The sequence below is a fragment of the Salinisphaera sp. PC39 genome (assembly GCF_040361335.1).
GTDB lineage: Bacteria > Pseudomonadota > Gammaproteobacteria > Nevskiales > Salinisphaeraceae > APNM01.
In genome coordinates, this window is the sequence record NZ_APNM01000005.1 from 109,482 (window position 1) to 123,858 (window position 14,377).

Here is a 14,377-nt window from a genome sequence, read left to right on the forward strand (position 1 = left end):
GTCTTGCTAACATGACCCGCATGTGGCGCCTGATTCCCGCAACGATCCTGTCGCTGGCGGCGCTGACCGCGACCGCCGCCGGCCCCGACGAACCGGCCGAACCGACCAATGCCCTGGAGCGCCGGCTGCTGGCCGCGCAGAAGGGCGAGGCCCCGATCGGCGATTTCCTGGAACGGCTGGTGGACGCCGAGGTCGTCCTGCTGTCCAAGCGGGACGTGGTCGAGACCCGCGATCCGGGCGACATCCCGGCCCTGGTGATCCCCGGCGGCGAGGACGGCGGCGAGATGCTGGCGGTGTTCACCAGTCCGCAGCTCGCCTACCGCGTGGCCGAGACCTACCCGGAATACCGCTACGGCGTACGCACCGAATTCCTCTGGGTGCTCGCCCACACCGCGCCGGGACTGGGCGTGGCGATCAATCCCGGCTGGACGCTGGGCATGAGGATCCCCAGCTACGGCCTGCTGCGCCTGCGCGAGCGTTACCAGGACCGTATCGACGAACTCTCCGAGGCCCCATGAAAGATTCCCGACGTTATTGTCCCGCCTGCGCCGGTCCGCTGGAGGCCGCCGAATTGTCCGGCCACCGCCGTCTGCGCTGCACCGACCCCGACTGCGGCTACGTGTTCTGGGACAACCCGGTGCCCGTGGTGGCGGCGATCGTGGAGCACGAAGGGGCGCTGATCCTGGCCCGCAACGTCGCCTGGCCGCCCAAGATGTTCGGCCTGGTGACCGGTTTCCTGGAGCCCCGGGAACATCCCGAAACCGGCGTCGTGCGCGAGGTCGAGGAGGAACTCGGCCTGGACGCCACGCTCGAGGGGTTCGTCGGCACCTACCCCTTCCCGCGCATGAACCAGCTCGTGCTGGCCTACCACCTCACCGCCAGCGGCCCGATCACCCTCAACGAGGAACTGGCGGAGTACAAGCGGCTGGCACCGGAGCGGGTGCGTTACTGGCCGGCCAGCACCGGCTGGGCGGTCAAGGACTGGCTGGAGGCGCGGGGCTACGAGCCGCGCGAGGTCGAGTTGCCGCCGAACGTGCGGGCCATGGTCTCCGACCACTGAACCCGCCGTCCGGGCTCAGGCCGTCCGTGTCTCCGCGGGCACGCGGGTGAGCAGCCAGGCGCCGATCCCGAACAGCACCAGGATGGAGCCGATGGCCGCGCGCGGATCACCGGTCACGGCCGCGGTGGCGCCCACCAACAGGGGGCCGATGACCGCCGCGAACTTGCCCATCATGTTGTAGAAACCGAAGAACTCGCCGGACTTGCCCTCGGGGATCAGCCGCGCGAAATACGAGCGCGACAACGACTGCACCCCGCCCTGGACCAGGCCGATCACCGCCGCCATCAGGTAGAACTGCAGCTCGGTGGTCATGACATAGCCCCAGGCGGTGACCCCGGCGTACACCGCCAGCCCCAGGTAGATCGCCTTGCGGGTGCCCCAGCGCTCGCCCAGATAGCCGAAGGCGACCGCCGCCGGGAAGCCGATGAACTGCACCAGCAGCAACGCCGTGATCAGGGCGGTGGACTCGAAGCCGAGGCTGAGGCCGAAATCCACGGCCATGCGGATGATGGTGTGGACGCCGTCGATATAGACCCAGTAGGCGAGCAGGAACAGCCAGGCCGCGCGGTGGGCGCGTATCCGGTGGAAGGTCTGCCAGAGCTCCCGGACCCCGGCCCGGGCCGCCGCCCAGGGCGCCGGCGGCCGCGCGGGCCGGTTCTCGCGCACGTAACGGAACAGCGGCCAGGCGAACAACGCCCACCACACCGCCACCGAGAGGAAGGACCAGCGCACGGCCTCGCCCTTGTCGGCCAGGCCGAAGCTTTCCGGGCTCAGGGTCATCGCCACGTTCACGGCCAACAGGATGCCGCCGCCCAAGTAGCCCAGGGCATATCCCAGGGCCGACACCCGGTCGCTGCGCGCCGGCTCGGCCACGTCCACCAGGAGGCTGTCGTAGAAGGTCAGGCCGCCGAAGAAGCCGATCGAGGCGAGCACGAACAATGCCAGCGCCGCCAGCCATTGTCCCTGCCCCACGAAGAACAGACCGGCCGTGGCGGCCACGCCGATGAGCGTGAACGCCAGCAGGAACGGCTTGCGCAGGCCGCCGCGGTCGGCGACGGCGCCCAGGGTCGGCGCCAGCAGCACCACCACGGCGCTGGCCAGCGCGCTGCCCATGCCCAGATGAAAGGTGCTGGTCGTGGCCTCGTGCTGGGCACTCCAGTACTGCTTGAAGAAGATGGGGAAGAAACCCGCGATCACGGTGGTGGCGAAGGCCGAATTGGCCCAGTCGTAGAGCGCCCAGGACCAGACGGCGCGGCGGTCCCCCGTCACAGCGGGCGCGCCAGCAACAGGGCGTCCTCGCGGCCGTGCGCCGCCGGATAATAGCGCTTGCGCACGCCGACGCGCTCGAAGCCGAGCCGCCGGTAGAGCGCGAGCGCGCCGGTATTCGAGGGGCGGACCTCCAGGAGGATGGTCGCGGCGCGCTCGCCCCGCGCCAGCCGTGCCATGTGCTCCAGCAGCAGCGTGGCCACGCCCCGGCGCCGGTACAGCGGGCCCACGCAGACATTGAGCACATGGGCCTCGTCCACGGTGACCGACAGCAGGCCGTAGCCGAGGACGTTGCCGGCCATGTCCACGGCCGCCAGGCAGCGGTAACCCACGCGCATGCAGTCGCGGAACACGCCCTCGCTCCAGGGGTAATCGTAGGCGGCGCGCTCGATCGCCAGTACCTCCGGCAGATCCGCCGTGGTCAGGGCACGCACGCTGAACAGCGCCTGCGGCTCGGCACTCATGGCGATGCCTCCAGCAGCGCCGCCGCCCGCTTGAGGTCCTCCCAGGCCCGGGCCTTCTGTTGCGGGCTGCGCAGCAGATAGGCCGGGTGGTAGGTCACCAGCACCGGGATATCCCGACGGGGATAGTCGTGGAGCCGCCCCCGCAGGCGTCCCAGGCTCTGGTCGGTACCGAGCAGGTTCTGGGCCGCGACCCGGCCCACGGCGATGATCAGCCGCGGCGACAGCAGGTCGATCTGGCGCTCCAGGTACGGCCGGTCGGCGGCCACCTCGTCGGGGTTCGGGTCGCGGTTGTTGGGCGGCCGGAACTTGCAGATGTTGGCGATATAGGCGTTTTTCGAACGGCTACGACCGATCGCGAACAGCATCCGGTCCAGCAGCTTGCCGGCACGGCCGACGAAGGGTTCGCCGCGGCGGTCCTCCTCCGCGCCCGGCGCCTCGCCCACGATCAGGAGATCGGCGTCGCGCGCGCCCACGCCGAACACCGGGCGCGAGGCGCCGCGATGATCCTGGCGGGCGAGATCGGCTTCCAGCGCCTCCCAGTCCATGCGGGCGATATCGGCTTCCGGGGCGGGCGCGCGCGCCCCGGCCTCGACCGTGGCCGTCGACGGCGCCGGGGCCGGCTCGGGCGGCGCTTTCTCGCCGCCGTGTCTCTCCGGGGCCGGTGCCGCGGGCGGTTCCGCCACCGCGACATCGGCCCTGTCCGCGGGCGGATAGCCGCCGGCGGCCGACCACCGTTCCCAAAGGGTCAATCCGAGCTCGCGCAGGTAGGCTTGGCGGTCGTCGACGCTCATTCCGGTTAGCTTACCGGGCGTGCTCCGACGACGCGACCCGTCCGCCCGTGACAGATCTCCCGGCGAGGTTCAGCCGTCCCGCCAGCAACGCCGGCAATACCGGCGCAGTGCCTTCGGGCGGTCCGCGAAGAGGCTCTCTCCGAGCTCGAACGCGGAGGCCTGAAGCGTCTCGCGCCGCGCCGTCAGCACCCGGGGCAACGCCCCGAGCTCGGCCGCCGGCAGCGCCGCGAGCGCGGGATCGAGCATGGCCAGGTCGTGGTCGTCGCCCAACAGGTCCGACAGCGTCTTGAGAGCGTCGCCGCGGGGGCCGAGCGTGTCCGGATCGATCGGCGCCAGCAACCGCACGTGGTACCAGTGGTACTTCACCTGCTTGCGCCATTCGTGCAGCGTCTCGGCGGCGGGATCGAGGCGTGCCGCCGCCAGGCGCTTGCGGCCGCTGCGGTAGGTGCGGGCCAGCCCCCGGCAGAGCGCGTCGGCTTCGTCGCCGCCGGCATCCGGCACCCAGTCCGCGACCCGCAGGCGTCCGGCCCGCAACGCCTCCTCGGCGGCGCGCACCGCCGCCCTGCCCGGCGCCGCATCCCGTCCGGCCGCGTCCAGCCGCCGGCGCAACGACGCGACGTCGGCGCCCGCGTCCCCGCCGTGCCCGACCAGGGCGTCGAACGCCTCCAGCAACGCCTCGGCATCGCGCAGGCCGGCGATCCCGCGGGCGGTGTCGCGGATGGCGGCGTTCTCCCGCCGGTAGACCTCCTCGGGCAGCGCGGGCCGGGCCAGGCGCAGCAAGGCCCGCAGCTTCTTGCAGCTCTTGCGGGCGTCGTGCACGTCGGGTTCCCCGGCCGTGAGCGCGTCGAGCGCCCGGTCGTACTGCTCGCAGGCGATCCGGCGGACGCCGTCGAACGGCGCCTCGCCGCGACGGAAACGATAGCCCATGCCCCGTTGTCCGCGCCTCAGGCGGTACGCCGCGCGTCCTCGACCTCCTGGCCGGCCAGGGCGCGGTTGATCGCCGAGATCGCGGCCTCCAGCGAGGCCGAGATGATGTCGGCGTCGATCGCGCAGCCGAAGGTCGAGGGGCCATCGCCCACCGAGGCCTCGACATAGGCGACGGCATCCGCGTCCGCGCCGTGGCCGCGGGCATGCTCGGTGTAATCGTGGATCACCACGTTCAGTCCCAGCGCCCGGTTGAGGCCGTCGATGAAGGCCGCGATGGGGCCGTTGCCGGTGCCCTTGATGCGTTGCTCGGCGCCGCGGTTGAGCACCACCGCCTCCACGCCGTGCTTGTCGCCGCCCTCGGCCTTGGAGGAGGCGGTGTAATCCTGGAACGACAGCGGCGTCGCCACCTCCAGGTATTCCCGCTCGAACAGCCGCAGGATCTCGGCACTGGTCAGCTCGCGACCGGTCTCGTCGGCCACCGCCTGCACCGCCTTGGAGAACTCGATCTGCATGCGGCGCGGCAGCACCAGCCCGAACTCGCTCTCCAGCACATAGGAGATGCCGCCCTTGCCCGACTGGCTGTTGACCCGGATCACGGCCTCGTAGGTGCGGCCCAGGTCCTTGGGATCGATGGGCAGGTACGGTACCTCCCAGACCCCGTCGGGATGGGCGGCGCGGTCCTTCAGGCCCTTGTTGATCGCGTCCTGGTGCGATCCCGAGAAGGCGGTGAACACCAACTCGCCCGCGTACGGATGACGCGGATGCACCGGCAACTGGTTGCAGTACTCGGCCATGCGCACGACATCGTTGATGCGCGAGAAATCCAGCCCGGGCTCCACGCCCTGGCTGTACAGGTTCATGGCCAGGGTCACCACGTCGACGTTGCCGGTGCGCTCACCGTTGCCGAACAGGGTGCCCTCGACGCGGTCGGCCCCGGCCATCTGGCCCAGCTCGGCGGCGGCGATGGCGCAGCCGCGGTCGTTGTGCGGATGCAGCGACAGGATCACGCCGTCGCGCGGCACCAGGTGCCGGTGCATCCACTCGATCTGGTCGGCGTAGACGTTGGGCGTGGCCATCTCCACCGTCGCCGGCAGGTTGATGATCGCGCGGTTGTCCGGCGTCGGGCGCCAGATGTCCAGCACCTCGTTGCAGATCTCGGCGGCGAACTCCAGCTCGGTGCCGGTGAAGCTCTCCGGCGAGTACTGGAAGGTCCACTCGGTGTCCGGATAGGCCGCGGCCAGGGTCTTGGTCCGCTGTGCCCCGCGCCGGGCGATGTCGATGATCCCGGCCTTGTCCATGCGGAACACGATCCGGCGCTGCGCCACCGAGGTCGAGTTGTAGATGTGGACGATGGCGCGGGGCACGCCCTCCAGCGCCTCGAAGGTGCGCTCGATCAGCTCGTCGCGGCACTGCGTCAACACCTGCACGCTGACGTCCGCCGGGATCAGGTCGTTGTCGATGATGTGCCGGCAGAAGTCGTAGTCGGTCTGGGACGCGGCCGGGAAGCCGATCTCGATCTGCTTGAAGCCGATCTCGATGAGGGCGTGGAACATGCGCAGCTTGCGCTCCAGGCCCATGGGCTCGATCAGGGCCTGGTTGCCGTCGCGCAGGTCGACGCTGCACCAGATCGGCGGCCGGTCGAGCGTGCGTCCGGGCCAGGTCCGGTCGTTCAGGCCGACCTGGGGAAAGGGTCGGTACTTGGTCGCGGGATGCTGTCTGTCGTTGTCGCTCATCGCGATGCTCCCATCACGGGCGCCGCGGCATGCGCGGCGGCCTGGAATCCATCAAGGGTGTTCTCGGAACGGGCGGTTGTCGGCCTCGCCCTGGCCATGTGCGTCACTTCTGCCTTACGGCAGAAGTCGTAGCGCGAGGGCGAGCGGAAGCAGGCGGGCGGGCACGGCGACATGGCGGCCGCGGGGAGCGGTCGCGCGGGAATCGCTTTGTCGGGCCCGAATCTTCATCGTGTGACGTATCGCCTTGAGGCGATGCCGACTATAACGCAGGGGCCCCGGAGCGGCAAGGCCCGGCGCCCCGGTCAACGCCGGCGGCGCCACCAGCGGGCCACCGCCAGGGCCGGACCGGACGCGGCGTACACCAGGAAGGCGCCGAACAGCACGCGGGGCGGATCCAGGGTCACCAGCACGAAGGCCAGCAGCACCACGAGGATATAGGTGAACGGCACCCGCTCCCGCAGGTTGAGGTCCTTGAAGCTCTGGTAGCGGATGTTGCTGACCATGAGCGCACCGGCGGCCACCGTGAGCGCGAACACCGGCAACAGCAGGTCGGCGCCGTCGAGACCGAAGTCGTGCGCGACCCAGACGAAGCCCACCAGCAGACCGGCCGCCGCGGGACTCGGCAGGCCCAGGAAGACCTTCTTCTCGCTGAGGCCGCCGCGGGTGACGTTGAAGCGGGCCAGGCGCAGCGCCGCCGAGGCCATGTAGAAGAAGGCGGCGAGCCAGCCCAGCTTGCCGCCGATGAGGTTGATGGCCTCGAAGCTCTGCAGGCTGAACAGGTAGGCGATCAGGCCCGCCGCGAGGCCGAAGGCCACGAGGTCGGCGAGGCTGTCGTACTGGATGCCGAAATCGCTCTGGGTATTGGTGAGCCGGGCCACGCGCCCGTCGAGCATGTCGGTGAGCATGGCCGCGAAGATCGCCACGGCCGCGGCGTTGAAGCGCCCCTGGGTCGCGGCGATGATGGCGTAGAAGCCGGCGAACAGCGTGCCCGTGGTGAACAGGTTGGGCAGCAGGTAGATGCCGCGCCGACGCTGGCGCTCGCTCTCGGGGTTGCCGGGCTCTTCGGACATGACGGTGAGTGTACCCGAGGCGGCGACGTCAGGCCGCCTGCCCCTGACCGCTGCCGTTACCGTTCTTCTTGTGCATCAGCTTTGCCAGCGCGCAGCAGCCGGCGGTCACCCGCTGGTCCAGGTCGACTTCCAGCCGGGTGTCCACCGGCAGGTAGAGATCGATGCGGCGCGCCAGCCGGCGCATGCCGCAGCGCCGGCCCTGGCCCACGCGCTCGCCGTAGCGGGCCTGGCAGGGACGCGCGCCGAACATGGCGCCCTCCGACACCGCGATCACGACATCGTCGCCCTCGTCCGTGCGGATCCACGAGGCGGTGCCGCGGAACTCCGGCCAGGCATCCGACGCCAGCTCCAGCACGGTGCCCTCCACCGGCGCCCGCAGGAAATACGAGCCGAAGCGGGCCACGTCGAGGCTCACGCGCACCGCTTCGCGATCCAGGAACGGGTCGTAGCATTCGCGGCGGTGGATCACCCGGCCGTCCGCTGGCGTGACCACGGCCAGGGGCTCGGCCAGGGCGCGCCGGTCGGCGTCGTGGAAATACCCGACCAGCAGGCCCGCGAGCCCCAGGAACGGCAGCAGGGCCCACCAGGCGAGGAAGCTGTAGGCCAGCAGGCCGCCGACCGCGGCGAGCGCGATCAGCGGCCAACCCTCGCGGGCCACGTGCAGGAAGGTGACGTTGCGCATGCCGGAAACGGCCTGCCGGAAGTGTCGTGCTTACGTATACGCGCCGGATCAGTTCTTGGACTTGTCGACGATCTTGTCCTTGCTGATCCAGGGCATCATGCCCCGCAGCTTGGCGCCGACCTTCTCGATCGGATGCTCGCGGGACAGCCGGCGGCCGGCCTTGAGCGTGGGCGTGCCCGCCTGGTTCTCGTTGATGAACTCGCGGGCGAACTTGCCGGTCTGGATCTCGCCGAGGATGCGACGCATCTCCGCCTTGGTGTCCTCGGTGATGATCCGGGGACCGCGGGTGAAGTCGCCGTACTCGGCCGTGTTGGAGATCGAGTAGCGCATGTTGGCGATACCGCCCTCGTAGATCAGGTCCACGATCAGCTTCACCTCGTGCAGGCACTCGAAGTAGGCCATCTCCGGCTCGTAGCCGGCCTCGACCAGGGTCTCGAAACCGGCCTGGATCAGGGCGGTCATGCCGCCGCAGAGCACCGCCTGCTCGCCGAACAGGTCGGTCTCGGTCTCCTCGCGGAAGCTGGTCTCGATGACGCCGGCACGGCCGCCGCCGTTGGCCACGGCATAGGACAGGGCGATGTCCTTGGCCTGGCCGGAGGCGTCCTGGGCCACCGCGATCAGGCTGGGCACGCCGCCGCCCTTGACGTAGGTGGTGCGCACCAGATGGCCGGGGCCCTTGGGCGCGACCATGAACACGTCCAGGTCGGCGCGCGGCTCGATCAGCTCGAAATGCACGTTGAAGCCGTGCGCGAACGCGATCGCCGCACCCTGGCGGATATTGGGCTCGATCAGCTCGTTGTAGAGCGCGACCTGGTGCTCGTCCGGGGCCAGGATCATGACCACGTCGGCGGCGGCCACGGCGGACTCGATCTCGGCGACCGCGAGACCGGCCTCCTCGGCCTTCTTCCGGGACCCGGAGCCCTTGCGCAGGCCCACGGTGACATCGACCCCGGATTCCTTGAGGTTGTTCGCGTGGGCGTGGCCCTGCGAACCGTAGCCGATGATCGCGACCTTCTTGCCCTGGATGATCGAGAGATCGCCATCCTTGTCGTAGTAGACGTTCATGCTCACGTTATCGTCTCCGAGCCCGTATGTTCGTAGCGTAAACCGATCTCGCCGGGCGTCACCGCCATGGCGCCGCTGCGGATCACCTCCCGTAGCCGGCCGGTGGCCCCGAGGGCCGAGACCAGCTCGCCGACGGCCTCCCCGGTGCCGAGGAACCGGATCGTCCGGATACCGTCGCGGTCATCTATCACCTCCGCGCCCGCGCGCGCGATGCAGTCGTCCACCGACTTATCGGCCGCGGCCTTGGCGAACAACAGCTCGCTCTCGATGTGCTCGCCGCCGGTCATGTCGAGCACGTCGATCACGTCGACCAGCTTCAGCAGTTGCCGGTTGATCTGCTCGACCACGTCGTCGGTGCCGGTGGTGACCAGCGTGAGCCGCGACACGGTGACGTCGTCGGTCGGCGCCACGTTCAGCGACTCGATATTGAAACCGCGCTGCGAGAACATGCCGGCGACGCGCACCAGCGCGCCCGCCTCGTTCTGCATCAGGATGGAGATGATATGCCGCATGGGCGCCAAATCGCGGGTTTTGCCCGCCCGACCCCCTGAAAAGAAAGCGCGCACCCTAATCCCAACGGGGGAGAAAATCAACCGTGCGGACCGTGCCGCGGTCCGCACGGTTGTCCCGGACGCGCAAAAGCGCGATCCGGGACCCGGGAAGCCTTCGACTCACAATCCAAGCGAAAACGCGTTCCGTAACCCAGCGGATTGAGACACGCCGACTGCCGACGCCCACCGCGGACCTGGAGCCAGGATCACGCCCGACGGCATCGCCCGGCCAGCGCCGCCCATTACCCCCACCGCGCCGCCATGCGATAAACTATCGGGTTTCCCGACACCGATTTCAGGCAACACGATGGCCCAGGCCCGAACCGAACCCACCGACCACCCCCGGCACCCGCTGGCCGGTACCCGCCTCTCCGGCGCGGAGATGATCGTGCAGGTACTGGCCGACGAGGGCGTGGACACGGTATTCGGTTACTCCGGCGGCGCCATCCTGCCGACCTACGACGCCATCTTCCGGTTCAACCGGGAGCACCACGACCGCCTGCCGCTGATCGTGCCCGCCAACGAGCAGGGCGCCGGCTTCATGGCGGCCGGCTACGCGCGCGCCTCCGGCAAGGTGGGCGTGGCCGTGGTCACTTCCGGCCCCGGCGCCACCAACACCGTCACCCCGGTGCGCGACTGCATGGCCGATTCCGTGCCCATGGTCCTGATCTGCGGCCAGGTCGCCCGCGCCGCGGTCGGTACCGACGCCTTCCAGGAGGCGCCGGTGTCCAACATCATGAGCTCGGCGGCCAAGCACGTGTTCCTGGTCACCGAGCCGGAGAAGCTGGAGGCGACCGTGCGCACGGCGTTCGAGATCGCGCGCTCCGGCCGTCCGGGCCCGGTGGTCATCGACGTGCCCAAGGACGTCCAGAACTGGGAGGGCGAGTTCCGCGGCGAGGGCGTGCTGCCGATCCCCGGCTACCGCCAGCGCATGAACGCGCTCGCCGCCAACCACATCGACGACGCCGAGTGCGCCGACTTCTTCCGCATGCTCAGCCAGGCGGAGCGGCCGCTGATCTACGCCGGCGGCGGCGTGATCAACGGCGACGCCGCGCAGCCCATGCGCGACCTGGCGCAGGCCTTCGGCATCCCGGTGGTGACCACGCTGATGGGCATCGGCGCCTTCGATACCACCGATCCCCTGTCCCTGCACATGCTGGGCATGCACGGCACCGCCTACGCCAACTACGCGGTGGACGACTGCGACTTCCTGATCGCCATGGGCGCGCGCTTCGACGATCGCGTGGCGGCCGTGCCGGACAAGTTCGCGCCGCAGGCCAAGCACATCGCCCACTTCGACACCGACGCCTCCGAGATCAACAAGGTCAAGGCGGTGGACTGGCAGCACGTGGGCGTGCTCGCCGAGAGCCTGCAGCGCCTGCTGGCCTATGGCCGCGAGATCGGTTTCAGCCGCGACTTCAGCGACTGGCACGCGCACGTGGCCGACCTCAAGGCCCGCTACGCGATGAACTACGACCGTGAGTCGGAGCTGATCCAGCCCTACTACGTGGTCGAGGAGATCAACCGCCTGACCGGCGGCGAGGCCGTGATCGCCACCGGCGTCGGCCAGCACCAGATGTGGGCCGCCCAGTACTTCGATTTCCGGCACCCGCGCCTGTGGCTGACCTCCGGCTCCATGGGCACCATGGGCTTCGGCCTGCCGGCGGCCATCGGCGCCCAGTTCGCGCAGCGCGACCGGCTGGTGATCGATATCGACGGCGATGCCTCGATTCGCATGAACCTGGGCGAGCTGGAGACGGTGACCACCTACGACCTGCCGCTGAAGATCGTGGTGCTGAACAATTTCGGCGACGGCATGGTCAAGCAGTGGCAGAAGCTCTTCTTCAAGGGCCGGCTGTCCGCCTCGGACAAGTCGCTGCACAAGAAGGACTTCGTCAAGGCCGCCGAGGCCGACGGCTTCGAGTTCGCCCGGCGCCTGGACCGCAAGGCGGACGTGCCGGCCGTGATCAAGGAGTTCATCGAATTCCAGGGACCGGCGTTCCTGGAGGTGATCATCGACCCGGACGCCGGCGTCTACCCCATGGTGGGCCCCGGCATGAGCTACCGCGAGATGATCACCGGCGACCACATCCCCAACCGCTACGACAACGCCGGGGACGCGGAAGTGGATCAGTCGGAAGCCTTCTGACGGCCGCGGGGCAAACGCCCCGCGGTCGCGTTCCCGTGCGTATCCGGAGGGCCCATGACCCGGATCGTCACGGAAAAGGAACTGACCGGCCACGTCGCCGCGGACGCCGACGGCCTGGACGCGGTGGCGGACGGCTTCGCCCGGCTCGGTCGCGGCGAGGTGACGTTGCCGCCGATCCTGGGCCTGGAGATCCCGGACGCCAACGGCGCCGCCGACGCCAAGGCCGCCTACGTGCGCGGCTGGGACCGCTTCGCGATCAAGGTCTCGACCCGCTTCTTCGACAACCCCCGCATCGGCCTGCCCAGCGCCGGCGGCATGATGGCGGTGCTCGACGCCGGCACCGGCCGGGTCGAGGCGGTGCTGCTGGACAACGGTTACCTCACCACCGTGCGCACCGCCCTGGCCGGCGCCCTGGCGGCGCGCCACCTGGCGCCCGAGCGGGTGGCCACCGTCGGCGTCCTCGGCGCCGGCGGCCAGGCCCGCTGGCAGCTCCGCGCCCTGCGGCTGGTGCGCGATTTCCGGCGCGTGTTCGTGTACGGCCGGGACCCGGAGCGCGCCAAGGCCTGCGCGCGCGAGATGGCCGGCGAACTCGATCGCGACGTGACGGCCGCCGAATCCGCCGAGGCCGCGGTGCGCGGCGCCGATGTGGTGGTCACCACCACGCCCGCGACCGCGCCGCTGGTGCGGGCCGAATGGCTCGGCCCCGGCCAGCACATCACCGCGATGGGCTCGGACGCCGGCCACAAGAACGAGCTCGATCCGGCCGCCCTGGCCGCCGCCGACGTCCTGGTCTGCGATGCCGTGGCCCAGTGCCGGGAACGCGGCGAGCTGCGCCACGCCCTCGCCGGCGGCACCCTGCCCGATACCGACAATGTCCGCGAACTGGGGGCGATCGTCGCCGGCGCCGTGCCGGGCCGCGAGAACCAGGACCAGCTCACCGTCGCCGACCTGACGGGGGTCGGTGTCCAGGACACCGCCATCGCCCGGCTCGCGCTGGATCGCGCCGAGGCGCGGGGCCTGGGCACGGTCCTCGACTGAAGCCGGCGAACTCGTCAGGAAGGCATCCAGCCCTCGCGGCAGACCCCGTCGCTTGCCACGAACCCCGTATGCGACCGCCGCGGATGCGCAACGACGCCGTCATGCCGTCATACCGCGCGCCATCGCCTCATGATACTTTCGCCGCATGCCGCGCCGAACCAAGATCGTCGCCACCCTGGGGCCGGCCACCGACGGGCCGGACGTGCTCGCCGCTTTGCTCGACGCGGGCGTGGACGTCGTGCGGCTGAACTTCTCGCACGGCGACCCGGGGTCGCACCGCGAGCGGGCGGCGCGGGTGCGTGCGCTCGCCGCGGAAAAGCGGCGGCCGGTCGCCGTCCTCGGTGACCTCCAGGGGCCCAAGATCCGCATCGAATCCTTCGCCGGCGGCGCCGTCGACCTCGTCGAGGGCCGCGCCTTCGCCCTCGACGCCGCCCTGCCCGCGGACGCCGGCAACGACGAGGTCGTGGGCGTGGCCTATCCCGACCTGCCCCGGGATGTCGCCCCCGGCGCCGAACTGCTGCTGGACGACGGCGCCATCGAGCTGGTGGTCGAGCGCGTGACCGGCACCCGCATCGACTGCCGGGTGCGTACCGGCGGCCGCCTGGGTGACCGGAAAGGCTTGAACCTGCGCGGCGGCGGCCTGTCCGCCGGCGGCCTGGGCGACAAGGACGCCGCCGACATCCGCCTGGCCGCCGAACTGGAGGTGGATTTCCTGGCGGTGTCCTTCCCGCGTTCGGCGACGGACCTGGAAGAGGCACGCGGCCTGTTGCACGCGGCCGGCGGCCGGGCCCGGCTGGTGGCCAAGATCGAACGCGCCGAGGCGGTGGCGGACCTGGAGGCCGTGATCGGGGCCGCGGACGCGGTGATGGTGGCGCGCGGCGATCTCGGCGTGGAGATCGGCGACGCCGAGCTGCCGGCGGTCCAGAAGCGCATCATCTCGCAGGCCCGGGAGATGAACCGTCCCGTCATCACGGCGACCCAGATGATGGAGTCCATGGTCGACAGCCCCCGGCCCACCCGGGCCGAGGTGCTGGACGTGGCCAACGCCGTGCTCGACGGCACCGACGCGGTGATGCTCTCGGCCGAGAGCGCGGTGGGCGCCTACCCGGTGCAGGCCGTGGCCGCGATGGCGCGTATCTGCGCCGGCGCCGAGCGCGAGCAGGCGGCGCCCCGCTCGGCCGCCCACGTGGAGACACACTTCCGGCGCACCGACGAGGCCATCGCCATGGCCACCGTCTACACCGCCACCCACATGCACGCGGACGCCATCGTCGCGCTGACCGACTCCGGCACCACCGCGCTGCTGATGTCGCGCCAGGACGTGCCGGTGCCGATCTATGCCCTCACGGCCTATCCCGAGACCCGGCGTTTCCTGGCCCTGTGCCGGGGCGTCTACCCGGTGGACTTCGAGCCCAGCGCGATCGAGGGCCCGACCCCCATCCGCGAGGCCATCGCCCGCCTGCGGGAGATGGGCGCCGTGCGCGAGGGCCAGCGCGTGCTGGTCACCAAGGGGGATTTCACCGGCCCCGGCGGCACCAACGCCATGAAGATCGTCACCGTGTAGGAGCCGTGCCGCGTTTC

The 14,377-nt window shown here is 70.5% G+C and carries 14 protein-coding genes; 5 read left to right on the forward strand and 9 right to left on the reverse strand.

Going from position 1 to position 14,377, the window contains the following annotated elements; genetic code table 11:
• The first annotated feature begins 11 nt into the window (after positions 1-11).
• A complete protein-coding gene (locus tag PC39_RS06605) occupies positions 12-518 on the forward strand; it encodes an SseB family protein (protein ID WP_353252579.1) in 507 nt (168 codons plus the stop codon).
• Positions 515-1,060, forward strand: coding sequence for an NUDIX domain-containing protein (locus tag PC39_RS06610; RefSeq protein WP_353252580.1), 546 nt, complete (start codon positions 515-517; stop codon positions 1,058-1,060). The genes PC39_RS06605 and PC39_RS06610 overlap by 4 nt, the downstream gene beginning before the upstream one ends.
• Positions 1,061-1,075: 15 nt before the next feature.
• Here the strand turns inward: PC39_RS06610 and PC39_RS06615 are convergent, their stop codons facing one another.
• The 9 genes from PC39_RS06615 to ilvN all read right to left on the reverse strand — a co-directional run bounded on the left by PC39_RS06615 (position 1,076) and on the right by ilvN (position 9,570).
• Positions 1,076-2,329 (reverse strand): MFS transporter, encoded by a 1,254-nt coding sequence (locus PC39_RS06615; RefSeq protein WP_353252581.1) that lies wholly within the window; start codon positions 2,327-2,329, stop codon positions 1,076-1,078.
• The gene (gene rimI, locus PC39_RS06620) at positions 2,326-2,790 is read right to left on the reverse strand and encodes a ribosomal protein S18-alanine N-acetyltransferase (RefSeq protein ID WP_353252582.1); all 465 of its coding nucleotides are present in this window, start codon (positions 2,788-2,790) and stop codon (positions 2,326-2,328) included. Before rimI ends, PC39_RS06615 begins: the two co-directional genes overlap by 4 nt.
• Positions 2,787-3,581 (reverse strand): uracil-DNA glycosylase, encoded by a 795-nt coding sequence (locus PC39_RS06625; protein WP_353252583.1) that lies wholly within the window; start codon positions 3,579-3,581, stop codon positions 2,787-2,789. The genes rimI and PC39_RS06625 overlap by 4 nt, the downstream gene beginning before the upstream one ends.
• 69 nt (positions 3,582-3,650) lie before the next feature.
• The gene (locus PC39_RS06630; protein ID WP_353252584.1) at positions 3,651-4,508 is read right to left on the reverse strand and encodes a CHAD domain-containing protein; all 858 of its coding nucleotides are present in this window, start codon (positions 4,506-4,508) and stop codon (positions 3,651-3,653) included.
• Between the two features lie 17 nt (positions 4,509-4,525).
• Positions 4,526-6,241 carry a 2-isopropylmalate synthase gene (leuA, locus tag PC39_RS06635; protein ID WP_353252585.1) on the reverse strand — a complete coding sequence of 572 codons (1,716 nt, stop codon included), beginning with the start codon at positions 6,239-6,241 and terminating at the stop codon, positions 4,526-4,528.
• A gap of 302 nt (positions 6,242-6,543) precedes the next feature.
• Positions 6,544-7,311 (reverse strand): CDP-diacylglycerol--serine O-phosphatidyltransferase, encoded by a 768-nt coding sequence (gene pssA, locus PC39_RS06640; protein ID WP_353252586.1) that lies wholly within the window; start codon positions 7,309-7,311, stop codon positions 6,544-6,546.
• 28 nt (positions 7,312-7,339) lie between these two features.
• Positions 7,340-7,993 carry a phosphatidylserine decarboxylase gene (locus PC39_RS06645; RefSeq protein WP_353252587.1) on the reverse strand — a complete coding sequence of 218 codons (654 nt, stop codon included), beginning with the start codon at positions 7,991-7,993 and terminating at the stop codon, positions 7,340-7,342.
• Between the two features lie 48 nt (positions 7,994-8,041).
• Complete coding sequence (gene ilvC, locus PC39_RS06650; RefSeq protein WP_353252694.1) at positions 8,042-9,058, reverse strand: ketol-acid reductoisomerase; 1,017 nt, start codon at positions 9,056-9,058, stop codon at positions 8,042-8,044.
• 2 nt (positions 9,059-9,060) lie between these two features.
• The gene (gene ilvN, locus PC39_RS06655; protein WP_353252588.1) at positions 9,061-9,570 is read right to left on the reverse strand and encodes an acetolactate synthase small subunit; all 510 of its coding nucleotides are present in this window, start codon (positions 9,568-9,570) and stop codon (positions 9,061-9,063) included.
• 346 nt (positions 9,571-9,916) lie between these two features.
• On the opposite strand from ilvN, the gene ilvB reads away from it, so the two are divergent.
• From ilvB to pyk, 3 genes are all read left to right on the forward strand, one after another.
• On the forward strand, positions 9,917-11,758 hold the full coding sequence (gene ilvB, locus PC39_RS06660) for a biosynthetic-type acetolactate synthase large subunit (protein ID WP_353252589.1): 1,842 nt from the start codon (positions 9,917-9,919) through the stop codon (positions 11,756-11,758).
• Positions 11,759-11,812: 54 nt separating this feature from the next.
• A complete protein-coding gene (locus PC39_RS06665) occupies positions 11,813-12,796 on the forward strand; it encodes a cyclodeaminase (RefSeq protein ID WP_353252590.1) in 984 nt (327 codons plus the stop codon).
• Positions 12,797-12,941: 145 nt separating this feature from the next.
• Positions 12,942-14,360: a pyruvate kinase gene (pyk, locus tag PC39_RS06670; RefSeq protein WP_353252591.1), complete on the forward strand. Its 1,419-nt coding sequence runs from the start codon at positions 12,942-12,944 to the stop codon at positions 14,358-14,360.
• Positions 14,361-14,377 lie beyond the last annotated feature (17 nt).